Raw genomic sequence first — 15,883 nt, forward strand, 5'->3', positions numbered from 1 at the left:
CGGGGACCCGCCCGCCGGACCGAACGGGCCCGGGACGCAGGATCGCGTCCCGGGCCCCTTCGTTTTCCGGGCCCGTCGTGTTCCGGGCTCGGGTCAGCCGGCCTTGTTCCAGGGCTGGCCGGCCATCAGGGCCTTCACGTTGGCGACGTACCCGGGGTTGGGGATGACCAGGCTGCCGACGACCTCGCCGGTGGTCGGGTCGGTGACGGCGTTGTAGTGCACGTTGCCCGCGCCCGCGTTGTACGCGGCGATGACCAGGTCGAGCAGGTGCGTCTTGCCGGTGGCCGGGTCGGGGGAGAGGTCGTACGTGCCGCCGAAGGAGGAGTCGCCGTAGTAGGCGACGAGCCAGTCGAGCAGCTGGGTGCCGAGCTGGACGTTCCCGGCGAGGGTGGCGGCGTCCGAGGTGGTGCCGTACTTGCCGTTCATCCAGCCGATGGTGTTCGGCATGACCTGCATGGTGCCGATGCCGCCGTCGCAGGCGAGGATGCCGGACTGCCAGCCGCTCTCCTGCCAGGCGATCGCCTTGACCAGGTTGACGGGCAGCGGGACGGCGGGGTAGCGCTCGGGGTGGTCGGCGTGCACCAGTCGCAGGCCCAGGCGTCGCAGCAGGTCCCCGGCGAAGGTGTCGCGGCCGAGGACCATCCAGGGGCGGCGCCAGATCGGCACGATCGTGCGGGGGCCGTCGGGATCCCGGTCCGCCGTGCCCTCCGCCGGGCCCTCCGCCGGGCCCACGGCCGTGTCCGACCCGTCGGGCCCGACCGGTGCCCAGGCCGTCGCGGCCTCGTCCAGCCAGGCGGGGCGCGGCAGTCGGCAGGCGACGGTCAGCAGCCGGTCCAGCGAGCGGAAGGCGTCGCCCAGGGTGCGGATGTCGGTGACCCAGACCGGGACGCCGGCCGCCCGCAGCGCGTCCAGGTCGGGGCGCCGGTTCTCCTCGTCGTTGGCGATCACCAGGTCGGGTTCGAGCGCGAGGACGCGGGGGACGTCCGGGTTCTTGGTGCCGCCGATCCGGGGAACGGCCAGGTCGGCGGGGTGGCTGCACCAGTCGGTGGCGCCGACCAGCAGGCCGGGGGCGGTGGCGGCGACCGCCTCGGTCAGCGAGGGCACCAGCGAGACCACCCGGCGGGGCGGGCGCGGTCCGAGCGGGACGGGGAGGCCGAGGTCGTCGCGCGGGGCGGTGGGGTCGAGGTCGTCGCGCGGGGCGGTGGGGTCGAGGTCGTCGCGCGGGACGGGGAGGTCGAGGTCGTCGCGCGGGGCGGTGGGGTCGGCCATCCGGCCAGCCTATGTCCGGAAGGCCGCCGTGATTCCCGGGAACCGGCCGACCCGGCCGTCCGACTACCTGGTCCGGGTCCGCAGCACGGGCCCGAGCACGGACCACGACCAGGAGAGTTGTCATGCGCCCACGCGTTGTCTGCGGAATCGCGGCCGCCGTCGCCCTGTTCGCCACGGCCTGCGGAAGCGGTGGCGGGGGTGGACAGGGCGCCGCCGTCACCGCCCAGGCCGCCCCGGCCGGCGCCTACCCGGTCAAGGTCGCCGACTGCGCGGGCACCGAGACCGTGATCACCAAGGCGCCGACGAAGATCGTCACCAGCAACGCGTCGAGCCTGGAACTACTGCTCCGCCTCGGTGCCGGGGACCGGGTGATCGGCACCGGCTTCCCGCCCGGCAAGGGCACCCTGCCGGCCGACCTCGCCGAACAGGGCGGCAGGATCCCGGTGTTGGGGGAGAAGGCCATCCCCAAGGAGAAGCTGCTCGGCTCCGGCGCCGACCTCTACGTCGACACCTTCAGTGCGATGCCGATGATGGGCGGGGGCGCGACCGGGCCGAGCGAGCAGGAGTACGCGGCGGCCGGAATCCAGCACGTCTTCCTGCTCTCCACCGCCTGCGCCGGGACCCCGAAGGCCGCCAAGGCGCCGCGCACCGACTTCGCGGGCGTCGAGGACGACATCCGCCGGCTGGGCGCCGTCACCGGCACCGCGGCCCGCGCGGAGGAGCTGGTGGCCGGGATGGAGAAGCAGGTCGGGGAGGTCCGCACGGCGCTCTCGTCCCTCCCGGAGGGTCAGCGGCCGAGCTACTTCGTCTTCGACTTCGACGCCGGCACCAAGCAGCCGGTGGCGGTCTGCGGCCGGCAGGTCGCCAACGCGGTGATCGCCCAGGCCGGGGCGCGCAACGTGTTCGCCGACTGCGACGCCGACTTCAAGCCCGGCTCCTGGGAGGACGTCGTCGCCAAGAACCCGGACTGGATCCAGCTCGCCGTCCGCAACCGGGGCAGCGAGGAAGCCACCCGCAAGGCCTTCGACGAGGCCGAGGCCTTCCTGAAGGGCTTCCCCGCGACCCAGGGCCTGAAGGCCGTCCAGGAGGGCCACTTCGTCCGGCTCGGCTCCGAGGTGACCACGATCGCGGGCGTGCGCAACGCCGACGCCGTCCGGCAGATCGCCGCGACCGTCCACCCCGATCTCGTCAAGAACGGCCAGTAGACCGTGACTTCGGCCGCTCGCACCGAGGGGGACCAAGCCGACGCCGCCGGCCCCGCCGCCGCTGATCCTGCCGCCGCTGATCCCGCCGCCGCCGGCTCCGAGGCCGGCCCCGCCGCCGGTGATCCCGCCGCCGGCCCCGAGGCCGTTCACGCCCGGGCCCTCGACACCCGCCGCCCGGCCCGCACGCTGCGGGCCGGGCCGCTGGCCGCCGCCCTCGCCGTCGCCCTGGTGCTCGCACTGACCGCGGCCGTCTCGCTCGGCTCGGTGGACCTCCCACCCGGCGAGGTCTGGTCGGTGGTCGCCCGCCGCCTCACCGGGCGGCCCGCCGAACCCGGCACCCGCGACCTCATCGTCTGGCAACTGCGCGTTCCACGGGCCCTGTTGGCGGCCGTGGTGGGAGCCGGACTCGGCCTGGTCGGCACCGCCGTCCAGGCCCTGGTCCGCAATCCGCTCGCCGACCCGTACCTGCTCGGCATCTCCTCCGGTGCCTCACTCGGGGCCGTCGCCACGATCGTCCTCGGCAGCGCCCTCGGGCTCCAGCTCTCCTTCGGCAGCGCGCTCGGCCTCACCGTCTCCCTGGCGGCGTTCGCCGGCGCGCTCGCCGCGTTCTCCCTGGTCTGGCTGATGGCCCGACGCGGCGGCGGCTTCTCTCCGCTGCGACTGGTGCTCGCGGGCATCGGCATCGCCCAGTTCCTCGGCGGCCTCACCAGCTACCTCGTCCTGCAGACCCGCGACGAGCAGCAGACCAGGGGCGTGCTGTTCTGGCTCATGGGCAGCCTCGGCGGCGCCGTCTGGGCCCAACTCGCCGTGCCCGCAGCCGCGGTATCGCTCGGCCTGGCCCTGCTGCAGGCCCGCGCCCGGGGGCTCAACGCGATGCTGATGGGCGACGAGACGGCGGCCGGGCTCGGCGTGGACGTCACCCGGCTGCGCCGCGAGGTCTTCGTCGTCACCAGTGTGCTCACCGGCGTCCTGGTCGCCGTCTCCGGTGCGATCGGCTTCGTCGGGCTCATGGTGCCGCACGTCTGCCGGCTGCTCCTCGGCGGCGACCACCGGCGCCTGCTGCCCCTGTCCGCACTCACCGGGGCGCTGCTGCTGGTCGTCGTCGACACCGTGGCCCGCACCGCCCTCGACGGCCAGGAGCTGCCGATCGGCGTGGTCACCGCCGTCCTCGGCGCCCCCACCCTGCTCTACCTGCTGGACCGACGACTGGAGCGCACGTGAGGATCGCCGTCGAGGACCTGAGCGTCACCCTGGCCGGCCGGACGGTCGTCGCCGGAGTCCACCTGGTCGCCGAGGAGGGGGAGATCGCCGGACTGGTCGGGCCCAACGGGAGCGGCAAGTCCAGCCTGCTGCGCACCGTCTACCGGCACCTGCGGCCGAGCGCCGGACGGGTGCTGCTGGCCGGGCGGGACCTGGCCGAGCTGAAGCCCGCGCAGTCCGCCCGGCACGTCGGGGCACTGCCCCAGGAGCGCGGCGGTGACTTCGAGTTGAGCGTCCGCGAGGTGGTCGCGATGGGCCGCACCCCGTACAAGCGGGCCTTCTCCGCCGACGACGCCGAGGACCACCGGATCACCGCCGAGGCGCTGGCCCGGGTGGGCATGGCCGCGTCCGCCGACCGCCGGTTCGCCGAACTCTCCGGCGGCGAACGGCAACGGGTGCTGCTGGCCCGCGCGCTCGCGCAGCAGCCCGACGTCCTGGTGCTGGACGAGCCGACCAACCACCTGGACGTCCGGCACCAGGTGGAGCTGCTCGCCCTGCTGCGTGAGCAGCGCCGCACCACCCTGGTCGCGCTGCACGACCTCAACGCGGCCGCCTCGGTCTGCGACCGGCTGCACGTCCTGCACCGGGGCGCCCTGGTCGCCTCCGGGGCGCCGCGCGAGGTGCTGACCGCCGAGCTGCTGGCGGAGGTCTTCGGCGTGCGGGCGGCGGTGGTCGAACACCCGCTCACCGGCGACCCGTTGATCGCCTTCGACCACCGCACCCCGGTCGCCGGTGCGGTGGCCGCGGCGGCGGCGCGGTAGTCCGCCCCTTCCGTCGCCCCCGGAAGGTTCCTCAGCAGGCCTCGTAGTGGCTCGGCCGACCGTCGCGCAGCACCGGCCGGCCGAGCTTCGCGGCCTCCTCGCTGCGCAGCAACTCCCAGCTCCCGTCTCTCCGGTGGAGCACCGAGGAGTGCCACGGCGTGGTCCAGACGTCGGCCGCCGCCAGCAGCCGGATGCCGAACTTCGCCGCACCCGCCGGCTGCGGGTGGATGGAGAGCCGGACGGCCCTGGGGTGCTGTTCGGCGATCAACTCGCCCCAGGCGCGGCTGCGCTGGATCACCCCGTAGGCGCGGCGCCGGCACTCCCGCTGCAGCGCCGAGCGGGTGCCGGGGAAGTCGACGGCGTCCTCGGTGAGGAAGCGGGTGATGCCGCGGTAGAGCCGCAGGGTCTCCTCCTCGGTCAGGACCTGTTCGCGCAGCTCCTCGACGGTGGGGGCGTACCGCTCGTGCACCCGCGCGCGCTTCTCGTCGTACGGGAGGTCGCCGAGGACGGCCCGGAGGTCGAAGGTGGCGAGGTGGCCGAGGCGTTCGCGGGCGATCATCGCGGTCAACTCGTCGGAGTACGCGTCGATGTGCTCGTCCGGGACGTCGATCAGGTCGCCGAAGATGTGCCCGTCCGAGCAGATCAGGATCCGGGCGCCGGGCGCGTGGTGGCGGCCTATCTCGGCGCAGAGCCGGTCGAGGAAGGTCAGCGACAGCCGCTCGCCCTCGTCCGGCAGGTGGCCGAGCACCTTCGCGGGGTTCGGCGACTTGCACGGGAATCCGGGCAGGGTGAACACGATCGGCTCGTCGGCGGCGATGAACTCCGTCAACTGGGCTAGCTGGAGCGGGAAGTGCTCCGGCCGGGCGTCGAGCTCCGGGTCGCAGGCGCGTCGGTGCGGCAGCAGCAGTCCCAGGATGCGGGCGGCCAGCCGCTCGGCGTGGTCGGTGCTGCCGGTGACGGTGCTCGGTGCGCTGGTGCTCGCTGTGCTGGTGCGGGGCGTGCTGGTGCTGGTGCTGGTCTCGGGGTGCGGGGCGGTGGCGGTGCCGCCGGGCGGCATGGTCGGTCCTCCACGGATGGCGGGGCGGTACGGGTTTCGGGCGGGCGGAGCGGGTCCGGAGCGGGGTGCGAAGCGGCGTGCGCAGCCTCGGCGTTCCGAGGGCGCCGACCGCGGGATGGCGCCTCGGTGGGCTGGTGCCGGTGCGGTCAGCGGCGCCGGTCGTAGGCGACGGGCAGCCGGTTGACCCCGCGGGCCAGGACGGCGGGGATCCACGCGAGGTCCGCCAGGCCGTCCCCGGGGGCCTCGGCCGGGCGCAGGCCGGGCAGGCGGGTGAGCAAGGTGCCGAGGGCGACTTGGAGTTCGGCCCGGGCCAGGGCGGCGCCGGGGCAGTAGTGGATGCCGTGGCCGAAGGCGAGATGGGCGTTGGGAGAACGGTCGAGGTCGAGTCGGTCGGCCTCCGGGAACTGCTCGTCGTCGCGGTTGGCGGCGCAGAGCGAGACGATCACCGAGTCGCCGGCCGGGACGGCGGTGCCGAACAGGTCGCTGTCCTCGGCGAAGAACCGCCAGGTGGTGAGCTCGAACGCGGCGTCGTGGCGGAGTAGTTCCTCCACCGCGCGGGCGAGCCGGCCGGGCTCGTCGACGCCGTCGTGCAGGCGCTCGAGCTGCTCGGGGTGGCGCAGCAGGGTGATCAGCATGGTGGTGATCTGGTTGGTGACCGGCTCCTGCCCGGCGACCAGCAGTTGGAACACCATGGAGTCGAGCTCCTCGCGGCTCAACTCGCCCGCGTCGTGGGCGGCGACGAGCCGGCCGAGCAGGTCCTCGGACTCCACCCAGCCGGGCTCGCGGCAGTCGGCGCGCTTCCGGGCGACGACCTCGGCGATGTACGTCTGCAGAGCGCGCAGCCGCGCCTCGTACGCCGGGCGGCCCGGGTCCTGCGGGCCGACGGGCTGCACCACCTTGCCCCAGTCGCGGTCGAAGCGGTCCGCCAACTCGGCGGGCAGGCCGATGACTTCGGCGAGCACCCGGAACGGGTAGTGGGCCGCGAACCCGGCCACCAGGTCGGCGCCGCCGGTCTCGGGCAGGCCGTCCACCAGTGCGTCGGCCAGCTCCCGCAGCCGGGGGCGCAGGGACTCCACCCGGCGCGGGGCGAAGGCGTCCAGGACGAGCCGGCGCATCGAGGTGTGCTTCGGCGGGTCCTGGTGCAGCAGGTGCACCTGGAGCTGGGAGTGCTGCGGTTCGGGCATGATCGAGGCCAACCGGCGCCAATCGTCGTTGCCCAGGGCGTGGTTCTTGCCGAGGCGAGGGTCGTTGAGGGCCGCGTGGGCGGCCCGGTAGCCGGTGACCAGCCAGGCGTGGATGCCGCTGGGGAACTCCACCCGGTGCACCGGCCCCGCCTCCCGCATCCGGCGGTACAGGGGGTACGGGTCGGCCTTGTACGCCGGACCGTACAGCGGGACGGGGGAGGGGAGGCGGTCATGGCCGTGGGGACAGCGCGGCGTGCCGTCGGGACCGGCCGTCAAGCCGGCTGTCGCGTCGGCTGTCGTGTCAGCTGTCGTGTCGGTTGTCGTGTCGGGGGTTGCGCCGGGGATGGTGTCGGTCATCTGGGACGGTCCTTCGGTGGGAGCGGATCCGGGAGCTTCGGGACGGGTGACGAGTGATGGGTGGCGGGTGACGGGTGGGGCCGGGGGCCCTCAGGGCGCGGGGCGGCGGTGCAGGGCGAGCAGCGCGACCGCGGTCGCCGCGGCCAGGGCGGCCAGGGCGATCCCGGCACGGGTCCCGGCGGTGCTGCCCGGGCCGGCGAGGGAGGCGGCGGTGGCGAGGGCCGGGCCGAGCGCGAACCCGAGGCTGCGGGCGAGTTGGACGGCGGACCCGGCGGTGGCCAGCTTGCCGGGCGGGGAGGCGGTCATCACCAGGGCCTGGGTGGGCCCGCCGTTGAGGCCCATCCCGGCACCGGCGAGGGCGAGCCGGGCGGCGATGTCGAGGGCGGACCAGCCGGTGTCCAGCGGGACGAGCAGGGCCAGGCCGAGGGTGGTGACGCCGGCGCCGGTGAGCGCGGTGGGGCGGGCGCCCCAGCGGTCGGCCAGCCGCCCGCCGACCCGCCCGGCCAGCACCATGCCGAGCGGGAACGCCAGCATGGTCAGCGCGGTGGTGGTGGCGCTCTCGCCCCGCGGGCCGCGCAGGTGCTGGGCGAGCAGGTAGTGGCAGGCCGCGAAGCCGGCGGCGAGTGCCAGCACCGAGGCGTTGACCCCGGCGGTTCCGGCGGCCCGCAGCACCTCGGCCACCGGTCGGCCGCCGGGCCGTCGCAGCCACAGCAGCACCAGGGGGACGGCGGGCAGGACGAGCAGCAGCCACTGCGGCGCCTCGGGCGCCAGAGTGAGCCCGAGCAGGGTGGAGGCGACGGCGCCGCCGATCAGTCCGGCGTCGCCGAGCGACCCCCGGTCGGGCAGCCGCAGCCCGCCGCGGCGCGGGGCGTGCCGGCGCACGATCAGCACGGCGGCCAGGCAGACCGGCAGCTTCACCAGGAAGATCGCCCGCCAGCCGAGGTGGTCCAGCAGCAGACCGCCGACGACCGGGCCGGTCACGGCGCCGAGTGGGCCGAGCGTCGCCGGCACGCTCATCGCCCGCCCGCGCAGCTCCGCCCGCACGGAGGTCGCGGCGAGCACCGGCATCAGGACGAAGAGCACCGCCCCGAACGCGCCCTGCACCAGCCGGGCGGCGATCAGCCAACCCGCCCACGGGGCCGCGGACGCCAGCACGCTGCACCCGGCGAAGCAGCCGACGGCGAGCAGCAGCGCGGACCGCGTGCCGACCTGGTCCAGCCACCGCCCGGCGGGCAGGAGCAGGGCGACGAGCGGGAGTTGGTAGCCGAGCACGGCCCACTGGGCGACGCCGGGGGAGACGTGCAGACCGGCCGAGATGTCGGTGAGCGCGAGGTTGACCACGTTCATGTCGAGCATCGCGACGAAGGAGAGCAGGCCCGCGGCCACGACCAGGCTCCAGCGATCGACCGATTCCTGCTGACGATCCGTCAGTTCAGCTGTGGCCGTGGGCGGTTGCGCTGCCATGGAGTCCCTCCGTTCCCGTGCTGCCGTACCGGACGCCGCCTCGGCGGCGAGGTCCGGTACAGCAGTCGGGGGCGCGAGGGCTCCGGTTCCGAACACTTGGGTGATTTTTTCGGCGACGCCGTGGCCGGCGGTGGCAGAACGGACGGCGGATGACAGGCGACAGATGACAGATAACAGATTTCGAAATCTGTTATCTGTCATCTGTTACCGGTCGGTTGTCATCCGTCGTCCGTCGGCTGCCAGCTGTTCGCCCGTCTCCGTCGCTCAGCAGGCGGCGGCGAGCTCCCCGGCCTCCGCCGCCCGCAGGCGCGCTATCAGTTCCTCCCTGGCGCGGGCGACCCGGGAGCGGACGGTGCCGACGGGGCAGCCGGCGACCTCGGCGGCCTCGGCGTAGCTCAACCCGACCACCTGGGTCAGCACGAAGGCCTCCCGTCGCTGGGCGGGCACCCGGTCGAGCAGGTCGCCGAGCGCGATTCCGTCCTCGAACCCGGCCTCCGGCGCGCCGCTCTGCCGCTCCGCCGCCTCCTGCCAATCGGGCAGCGCCGCGCAGCGCGGCCGGGCGGCGGCCATCCGGTACCGGTCGATCACCGTGCGCCGGGCGATCGACAGCAGCCAGGTGCGGGCCGAGGAGCGCCCGGCGAACGCGGGCAGGCCGCGCAGGGCGCGCAGGAAGGTCTCCTGGGCGAGGTCGTCGGCGGACTGGACGTCGGTCAGGTGGGCGACGAAGCGCCAGACGTCCCGCTGGGTCGCGCGGACGAAGGCCTCGACGTCCGATGCCCGGCCGGAGCGGGCGCTCAGCGCGAGGGCGGTGAGCTGCTCGTCATCCACGGCGACCGCCGACCCGGTCGGTGCTGACCCGGTCGGTCCCGGCGCGGTGGGCGTGCGGGACGATGGTCATATGAGATGCGCGCAGTTCCGTACCGCCTTGTCCGCACGGCTCGACGGCGAACCGAGCGGTCTGCCGGACTCCCGGCTGGACAGGCACATCGCGCGCTGCGCCGGTTGCCGGGACTGGCTGGACCGGGCGGAACGCCTGCGCGGCCACGTCCGGACGGCCGCCGCCGACGGCCCGTCGTCCGCGTGGTCGGCCCGGCTGTTGGCCGGACTGGAAGCCGCCGGGTCGGAGCCGTCCGGGTCGGAGCCGTCCGGGTCGGATGGGTCCCGGGCGGAGGAGTCCCGGGCGGAGAAGACCGGCTCGACAGAGGAATCCCGGCCGTCCGGGCAGGGCCCGCAGGCCGGCGAGCGGTAGGGCGAGGGCGCCGGCGGAAGCCGGTGCGCCGTCGTGGTCAGACATGGAAGGGTCCCGAGGGTAAGGCGGGGGACGGCACCGCTCGGGGCGGCGCCGTCGGCGACCGTGGGCGCGCGCGGCACGCCGCGCCTCCCCGGGAAGCCGGGGGCGCGGTGCCGGACGCGCGCCCGGGCCCTGACGGAACGGCGGCCGAAGGCGCGTCCGTACGGCAGGGCGACCTGCCCGTCGCGGGGATTCCGGTGGCCGGAGTCGGCCGGGGGAGGGGGGCGGCGGGCGCGTCAGCGGGCGAGGGCGAACGCGGGCGGTCCGCGCCGGACCAGGGCATGGGTGAGCAGCACCGTCCGGGGCGGTCGGGGCCGGTCGGCGGCGGGTCGCGGTGCTGCCGGGGCCCGGTAGCCGAAGGGGCGCGCGAACAGGGCCAGCAGCGGGAGCAGCAGGGCCCCCGCGACCACGGTGCCGAGCGCGCCCAGCAGGTCGAAGAGCCGGACCAGAGCGGCGTCACCACGCCAGAGGAGCAGCGCGCAGGCCACCGCGGCCAGCACGTGGGCGGTGGCCATGCCCGCCGACATCGTGTGGGCCATGCCGTCCGGCAGACCCCCCGTCATGCCGCCGGCCGTGCCGTGCGCCATGTCGTGCGTCATGCCGACTGCTGTTCCGCCGGGCGCCCCGCCCGGCATCGGGTGTGACGGCCCGGGCATCCCCGTCATCCCGGGCAGGTTCATGTCCATGGCCATGCCGTCGGCGGGCGCCCCGGCCCCGGTGGTGGTGTGGTGCATTCCCGCCATCGGGCGCAGGCCGCCGGTGGCCGGGGGGAGGTCCGGGTCGATGCCGGCCGTCCGCGCCAGCTCCACCGGCGAGAGCCCGCCGGGCATGCGGTCGGGGTTGCAGAGCAGCAGGGCGGTCCAGTCCGTGGTGGCGAGTCGGCCGAGACCGCCGCCCCCGCGGCCGTGCGCCCCGGCCTGCTCGAACAGCTGGTGCAGGGCGGTCTGCGCCACGATCATCCAGAGAGTGATCGCGCCGAGCCCGCGTTGCTTCCCGGCGAGCAGCCAGGTCAGCCCGAGGACCGCCCCGAACGTGCCGGCCAGCGTCGTCGGCGAGACCCCGGATCCGGCCATGACGACGTGCGCGGTGGCGGCCATCGCCACGCAGAGCGCGGCGAAGACCGCGGCGCGCAGCAGGCGGATCCGGTCGGTCATCACGATGGCACTCATCGTCGCACCCGCCCCGCCCCGCTCGTACCGCACCCTCCGGCTCTGGCCGATTTCGGCCCGTGAGACCATGCTCGGCTGCTCGGCTGCTCGGCTGCTCGGCTGCTCGGCTGCTCGACTGCTCGACTGCTCGACTGCTCGGCTCTTGGCCGGTTGCTCGGGAGGGCGGACCAGGCGCTCGTCGGAGGCGTCGGCGCTGTCAGTCTGTTCGTACGACCATCAGCGCGGTTTGACAAGCGCTCACCCCCTGCTCACTAAATGTCCACACGTAGACACGTTCCGTGCGTATCGGAGCGGTGTCGTCCAGGAGCAGGGAGGCCGGCCATGGAGACCCCGACGGAAGCCACGGAGTCCGTTGCCGACATGGCCGCGCCCACCGGAGCGTCCACCTCCGGCCCCGGCGCCCCCACCGGAGCGCCCACCTCCGCCGGCGGGATTCCCGACCTCGCCGACCCGCGCTTCTGGCAGCTGCCCGCCCCCGCCCGTGCCGCCGCCTTCGCCGAGCTGCGCCGCCGCCCCGAGCCGGTGTTCTTCGGCGACCGCGCCGCCGGCAAGGGCTTCCACGCCCTGGTCCGCCATGCCGACGTGGTCGAGGCCAGCCGCACCCCCGCCGTCTTCCTCAGCGGCCCGGGCGTCACCACGCCCGCCCCGGCCCGCTGGGTCCGGCTGCTGTTCGGCGACTCGATGGTCAACCTGGACGACCCCCGCCACGCCCAGCTGCGCCGGATCGTCTCGCGGGCGTTCACCCCTCGGCTGCTCGGCCGGGTCGAGGAGGACGTCCGGCGGATCAGCGTCGCCCTGGTCGACCGGGTGGAACGGGAGCGGCCGGAGGACTTCGTGAGCGCCGTCGCCGCCGAACTCCCGTTCCAGGTGATCTGCACGATGATGGGCATCCCCGAGCGGCCCCGCCGCGAGATCCTGGACCTGGTCGACCGGACCTCCGCGGACATCGGGGTGGCCCGGACGCTGCGCCACCGGCTCCGGTCCCCCGGCCGCGGGCTGCGCGCGCTCGCCCGGATGCAGCTCATCGTGGCCGGGATCGGCCGGGAGCGGCGCCGTCGGCCGGCCGAGGACCTGATCTCCGCGCTCGTCACGGCCGACGTGGACGGCCGTCGGCTCACCGGCCGCGAGCTCGGCGCCTTCTTCACCCTGCTGCTGGTCGCCGGGGTCGAGACCACCCGCAACGCGCTCGCCCACGGCCTGCACCTGCTGACCGTCAACCCCGAGCAGCGCGCGCTGCTCCTCGCCGACCTGGACGGGAGGATCGGCGGTGCGGTGGACGAGATGGTCCGGCACGCCACGCCGATCATCCAGTTCCACCGGACCGTCGCCGTGGACCACGAGCTCGGCGGCCCCGGCGGCCCGCTGCTGCGGGCGGGGGAGAAGGTCGCGCTGTTCTACGGCTCGGCCAACCGCGACGAGGCGGTCTTCCCTGACCCGGAGGCCTTCGACATCACCCGCACGCCCAACCCCCACCTCGGCTACGGCGGCGGCGGTCCGCACTACTGCCTCGGTGCGCACCTGGCCCGACAGGAGATGACGGCGCTGTTCCGGGAGCTGTTCACCCGTCTGCCCGAGACGCGGTCGGTTGGCGAGCCGGAGCTCGTCCCGTCCAGCTTCGACCACCGGGTCCGTTCCCTGCGCTTCACGTCCTGAGCCGCCGATGCCCGCCGCCGCGACAGCAGCGGCAGCCGCAGCCGCACCAGCCGCCGACGGTGGTGGCCGGCGTCACAGCGAGGGGGCGGGAAGGGGAGCACAATGCCGGGCATGACTGATCGTCCGCTGCCCGCCGCAGCCCCCGGACCCACCGGAACGGCCGGTCCCGCCGGTCCCGTCAGCGGGGAGTCCGCCGACCGCCCCACCGCCGACGCCTGGGCGGCGCTCGGCGGGCCGGCCGACCTGCCGGCTCGGGTGAGCTTCCACGGCCCGGACGACGTCCTGCCCTCCGGACTGCCGGTCCGGCGGCTGGCCCGGGCCACCGTGGCGGTCTGCTCGCTGGCCGCCGCCGAGCTGGCCGCGCTCCGCAGCGGTGGCCCGGTCCCCGCCGTACGGGTGGACCAGGGGGCGGTCGCCACCGCCTTCCTCAGCGAGCGGCATCTGACGATCGACGGTCGGACACCCGTCAGCTTCGCCCCGCACTCCGGGTTCTGGCGCACCGCCGACGGCTGGGTCCGCACCCACGCCAACTACCCGCACCACCGCACCCGGCTGCTGGCCGCCCTCGGTCTCGCCGCGGACGCCGGACCCGAGCAGCTCGCCGAGGTGCTCGGCACCCTGCCGGCCGAGCAGATCCAGGAGCGCGCGTACGCGGCGGGGGCGCTCGCCGTGGCCGTCGCGCCGGTGAGCACGGCCGCACACCCCCTGGTGGAACACCTGGCGGTCGGTGGCGCCGACGCGGGACCGGCCCGCCCATGGGGCGAGGCGCCGGTGGACCGGCCGGCCGCCGGGGTCCGGGTCCTCGACCTCACCCGGGTCATCGCCGGACCGGTCGCCACCCGCACCCTCGCCCTGCTCGGCGCGGACGTCCTGCGGATCGACTCGCCCCGGCTGCCGGAGGCCGAGGACGCCCACGCCGACACCGGCTTCGGCAAGCGCTCCACCCGCCTCGACCTCGCCGAGGCCGCCGACCGCGCCGCCTTCGAGGAACTGCTCGCCACCGCCGACGTCGTCATCACCGGCTACCGCCCCGGCGCCCTCGACGCCCACGGCCTCGCCCCGGCGGACCTGTTCGCCCGCCGGCCCGACCTGATCGTCGTCCAGCTCTGCGCCTGGGGCTGGACCGGCCCCTGGGCCGCGCGGCGCGGCTTCGACAGCCTGGTCCAGGCGGGCGTCGGCATCGCCGCCCACGAGGCCGCCCCCGACGGCCGCCCCGGCGTCCTGCCCGCCCAGGCCCTCGACCACGGCACCGGCTACCTCATGGCCGCCGCCGTCCTGCGCGCCCTCACCGAACAGCGCACCGGCCGCCCCGGCGGCCGCCACCTGCGCTTCTCCCTCGCCGGCACCGCCGCCTGGCTGATGCACGGCATCGACCGGGACACCGCCGCACCGGAGACCGCCGCACCGGAAACCGCCACACCGGAAACCGCCACACCGGAGACCGCCGCTCCGGAAACCGCCGCACCGGTCGAGCCCTACGACCCCGCGCGCTGGCTCGTGGAGACCGACTCCGCACACGGGCGGCTGCGCCACGCCCTGCCGCCGATCGGCTACGAGGGCGCGCCCGCCGACTGGTCGCGGCCGCCCGGGCGCTGGGGCACGGACGCGCCGGTCTGGCGCTGAACCGGCGTCCGGCCGAGATCCCGGCGGCGCGGTGTCGGAGCCGTCTGACAGCATCAGGGGCATGACCGCCGTACACGCCACCGACTACACCTGGTTCGAGCAGCGCTATCCCGTTTTGGGCGAGGCCCACTGCCTCACCCGCGTCCAGGGGATATCCGCCGACGAACTGCTGCGCCGCTTCGACGCCCTGCCCGGCCGCTCGGCCACCGGCCTGGACGCCGTGGTCGAGGCCTGGGAGGCCTTCGACGACGGGGAGGACGAGGAGGCCGAGGCCCTGCTCGGCGAGGACGAGGACCGGCTACTCGTCGCCGTCACCGAACTGGACGGCTGGGCGCTGGCGGTGGAGCCGTACGGCTACCTCGGCAGCCTGCCCGAGATCATCCCCGGCCTGGCGGACGGCACCCGGCTGGTCTCGAACTACCGGGGCGCCATGGCGGAGGACGCCTTCACCTGGTGGGAGCGGAACGGCTGCCGGCTCGGCTTCGAACCCCTCTTCGCCGACCAGCGGCACGGCACGGACGCCGACGCCCCGGCCATCACCGAGCTGATGACCGCCTGCGGCTTCCGACTCGACGGGGAGCGGCACGAGCTGCACACCGAGGCCGCGTTCGCGCTGGCCGAGCGGCTGACCGAGGTCCGGCTCGATCCGGAGCGGCTGGAGGCGGCCACGTTCCGGCTCGGCTACGCCCCGCGGCCCTGACGTCGAGGCCCTGACGCCGCGACCTTGACCGCGGGCCCTGACCGCGGGACCTGACTGCGGCGCCCGGCCGGTCCGAGCTGTGCGCGGTGAGCGGCGCCCGGTGAGCAGCGGGCGGGTCGATCCGGCGGTCCGCCCGCTCGGGCGGTGCGCCGCTCAGACCCCCGAGGGGATCGTCTTGGCCCGGCTGCGCACCTGGATCGCCGTCATGATCTCGACCAGGCCCAGGATCACCAGCCAGCAGCCGGCCAGGACGGTGAGCGCGGAGATCGTCTCGACCGGCCAGACCAACAGGAGCACGCCGGCCAGCGTGTTGGCCACGCCCGCGAAGGCCTGCCAGCCACGGGCCGGCATCAGCGGGTCGGAGATCGCGGCGACGAGCTGGGTGATGCCGCGGAACAGCCATCCGATCCCGATCCAGAGCGCGAGCAGCAGCAATGACCGCGTCCCGCTGCGGAAGCAGAGCAGCCCCAGCAGGACGCAGATCGCGCCGCTGATGAAGGCCAGCACGCGCAGCGCGGTCGTGGCGTGGGTGCCGAACGCGGCGACCAGCTGCATGATGCCGACCGCCAGCAGGTAGAGGCCGAACAGCACGCCCACCACCAGCAGCGTCTGCTCGGGCCAGGCGAAGACCACGATCCCGAGCGCGAGGGAAACGAGCCCGGCGACCAGCAGGACCTGCCAGGCGGCCTTGGCGAGGGCGCCGAGCGGGCCCTGGACCGGGGACCCGTCGGGGGTGATGATCGGAGAAACCACGGTGGCGAACTCCTCGGGCTGGGACGGAAGCTGTGGGCAGGGAGCGAACCCCAGCCTCTCCGCGCCGCCGCCGGTCCGCGCGCCGGACACCGCCGTTCGAGGGACCCGTCGCGGTCGCCGGAACGACATCCTCCGGA

The 15,883-nt window shown here is 75.1% G+C and carries 14 protein-coding genes and 1 pseudogene; 7 read left to right on the forward strand and 8 right to left on the reverse strand.

The window, feature by feature from the left end; genetic code table 11:
* Positions 1–93 precede the first annotated feature (93 nt).
* Together ACZ6Y7_RS09145 and ACZ6Y7_RS09150 are read right to left on the reverse strand one after the other, a co-directional pair.
* On the reverse strand, positions 94–543 hold the full coding sequence (locus tag ACZ6Y7_RS09145) for a transglycosylase SLT domain-containing protein (RefSeq protein ID WP_465757501.1): 450 nt from the start codon (positions 541–543) through the stop codon (positions 94–96).
* Positions 541–1,116 (reverse strand): annotated as a pseudogene (locus tag ACZ6Y7_RS09150) (helical backbone metal receptor); the annotation flags it as partial. The gene ACZ6Y7_RS09145 and the pseudogene ACZ6Y7_RS09150, both read right to left, overlap by 3 nt.
* Before the next feature lie 275 nt (positions 1,117–1,391).
* On the opposite strand from ACZ6Y7_RS09150, the gene ACZ6Y7_RS09155 reads away from it, so the two are divergent.
* The 3 genes from ACZ6Y7_RS09155 (at position 1,392) to ACZ6Y7_RS09165 (ending at position 4,495) form a co-directional block, all read left to right on the forward strand.
* Entirely contained in the window at positions 1,392–2,474 is a 1,083-nt protein-coding gene (locus ACZ6Y7_RS09155) for an ABC transporter substrate-binding protein (protein WP_465757211.1), read from the forward strand.
* Positions 2,475–2,660: 186 nt separating this feature from the next.
* Entirely contained in the window at positions 2,661–3,695 is a 1,035-nt protein-coding gene (locus ACZ6Y7_RS09160) for a FecCD family ABC transporter permease (RefSeq protein ID WP_465757502.1), read from the forward strand.
* Positions 3,692–4,495, forward strand: a complete 804-nt coding sequence (locus tag ACZ6Y7_RS09165) for an ABC transporter ATP-binding protein (protein WP_465757212.1) — start codon at positions 3,692–3,694, stop codon at positions 4,493–4,495. The genes ACZ6Y7_RS09160 and ACZ6Y7_RS09165 overlap by 4 nt, the downstream gene beginning before the upstream one ends.
* 31 nt (positions 4,496–4,526) lie before the next feature.
* Here ACZ6Y7_RS09165 and ACZ6Y7_RS09170 read toward each other — a convergent pair whose 3' ends face one another.
* The 4 genes from ACZ6Y7_RS09170 to ACZ6Y7_RS09185 all read right to left on the reverse strand — a co-directional run bounded on the left by ACZ6Y7_RS09170 (position 4,527) and on the right by ACZ6Y7_RS09185 (position 9,385).
* Complete coding sequence (locus tag ACZ6Y7_RS09170; protein WP_465757213.1) at positions 4,527–5,552, reverse strand: L-tyrosine/L-tryptophan isonitrile synthase family protein; 1,026 nt, start codon at positions 5,550–5,552, stop codon at positions 4,527–4,529.
* A 146-nt stretch (positions 5,553–5,698) separates the two neighbouring features.
* Entirely contained in the window at positions 5,699–7,093 is a 1,395-nt protein-coding gene (locus ACZ6Y7_RS09175; protein WP_465757214.1) for a cytochrome P450 family protein, read from the reverse strand.
* 90 nt (positions 7,094–7,183) lie between these two features.
* Positions 7,184–8,557: an MFS transporter gene (locus ACZ6Y7_RS09180; protein WP_465757215.1), complete on the reverse strand. Its 1,374-nt coding sequence runs from the start codon at positions 8,555–8,557 to the stop codon at positions 7,184–7,186.
* A gap of 264 nt (positions 8,558–8,821) precedes the next feature.
* On the reverse strand, positions 8,822–9,385 hold the full coding sequence (locus tag ACZ6Y7_RS09185) for a sigma-70 family RNA polymerase sigma factor (RefSeq protein ID WP_465757216.1): 564 nt from the start codon (positions 9,383–9,385) through the stop codon (positions 8,822–8,824).
* 97 nt (positions 9,386–9,482) lie between these two features.
* On the opposite strand from ACZ6Y7_RS09185, the gene ACZ6Y7_RS09190 reads away from it, so the two are divergent.
* A complete protein-coding gene (locus tag ACZ6Y7_RS09190; RefSeq protein WP_465757217.1) occupies positions 9,483–9,806 on the forward strand; it encodes a zf-HC2 domain-containing protein in 324 nt (107 codons plus the stop codon).
* A gap of 278 nt (positions 9,807–10,084) precedes the next feature.
* Here ACZ6Y7_RS09190 and ACZ6Y7_RS09195 read toward each other — a convergent pair whose 3' ends face one another.
* The gene (locus ACZ6Y7_RS09195; protein ID WP_465757218.1) at positions 10,085–11,017 is read right to left on the reverse strand and encodes a hypothetical protein; all 933 of its coding nucleotides are present in this window, start codon (positions 11,015–11,017) and stop codon (positions 10,085–10,087) included.
* Between the two features lie 321 nt (positions 11,018–11,338).
* On the opposite strand from ACZ6Y7_RS09195, the gene ACZ6Y7_RS09200 reads away from it, so the two are divergent.
* From ACZ6Y7_RS09200 to ACZ6Y7_RS09210, 3 genes are all read left to right on the forward strand, one after another.
* Positions 11,339–12,670 (forward strand): cytochrome P450, encoded by a 1,332-nt coding sequence (locus tag ACZ6Y7_RS09200; protein WP_465757219.1) that lies wholly within the window; start codon positions 11,339–11,341, stop codon positions 12,668–12,670.
* A gap of 111 nt (positions 12,671–12,781) precedes the next feature.
* Positions 12,782–14,293: a CoA transferase gene (locus tag ACZ6Y7_RS09205; protein ID WP_465757220.1), complete on the forward strand. Its 1,512-nt coding sequence runs from the start codon at positions 12,782–12,784 to the stop codon at positions 14,291–14,293.
* 61 nt (positions 14,294–14,354) lie between these two features.
* The gene (locus tag ACZ6Y7_RS09210; protein WP_465757221.1) at positions 14,355–14,993 is read left to right on the forward strand and encodes a DUF6461 domain-containing protein; all 639 of its coding nucleotides are present in this window, start codon (positions 14,355–14,357) and stop codon (positions 14,991–14,993) included.
* A 153-nt stretch (positions 14,994–15,146) separates the two neighbouring features.
* Here the strand turns inward: ACZ6Y7_RS09210 and ACZ6Y7_RS09215 are convergent, their stop codons facing one another.
* Positions 15,147–15,746, reverse strand: coding sequence for an HdeD family acid-resistance protein (locus ACZ6Y7_RS09215; protein ID WP_465757222.1), 600 nt, complete (start codon positions 15,744–15,746; stop codon positions 15,147–15,149).
* Positions 15,747–15,883 lie beyond the last annotated feature (137 nt).

It is taken from the genome of Kitasatospora sp. NPDC053308 (assembly GCF_055585785.1).

Bases quoted from the DNA above. Each gene is read 5' to 3' on its own strand.
- ACZ6Y7_RS09200 (WP_465757219.1), top strand. From the start codon at position 11,339: ATGGAGACCCCGACGGAAGCCACGGAGTCCGTTGCCGACATGGCCGCG.
- ACZ6Y7_RS09180 (WP_465757215.1), bottom strand. From the start codon at position 8,557: ATGGCAGCGCAACCGCCCACGGCCACAGCTGAACTGACGGATCGTCAG.
- ACZ6Y7_RS09175 (WP_465757214.1), bottom strand. From the start codon at position 7,093: ATGACCGACACCATCCCCGGCGCAACCCCCGACACGACAACCGACACG.
- ACZ6Y7_RS09155 (WP_465757211.1), top strand. From the start codon at position 1,392: ATGCGCCCACGCGTTGTCTGCGGAATCGCGGCCGCCGTCGCCCTGTTC.
- ACZ6Y7_RS09170 (WP_465757213.1), bottom strand. From the start codon at position 5,552: ATGCCGCCCGGCGGCACCGCCACCGCCCCGCACCCCGAGACCAGCACC.
- ACZ6Y7_RS09195 (WP_465757218.1), bottom strand. From the start codon at position 11,017: ATGAGTGCCATCGTGATGACCGACCGGATCCGCCTGCTGCGCGCCGCG.
- ACZ6Y7_RS09205 (WP_465757220.1), top strand. From the start codon at position 12,782: ATGACTGATCGTCCGCTGCCCGCCGCAGCCCCCGGACCCACCGGAACG.
- ACZ6Y7_RS09210 (WP_465757221.1), top strand. From the start codon at position 14,355: ATGACCGCCGTACACGCCACCGACTACACCTGGTTCGAGCAGCGCTAT.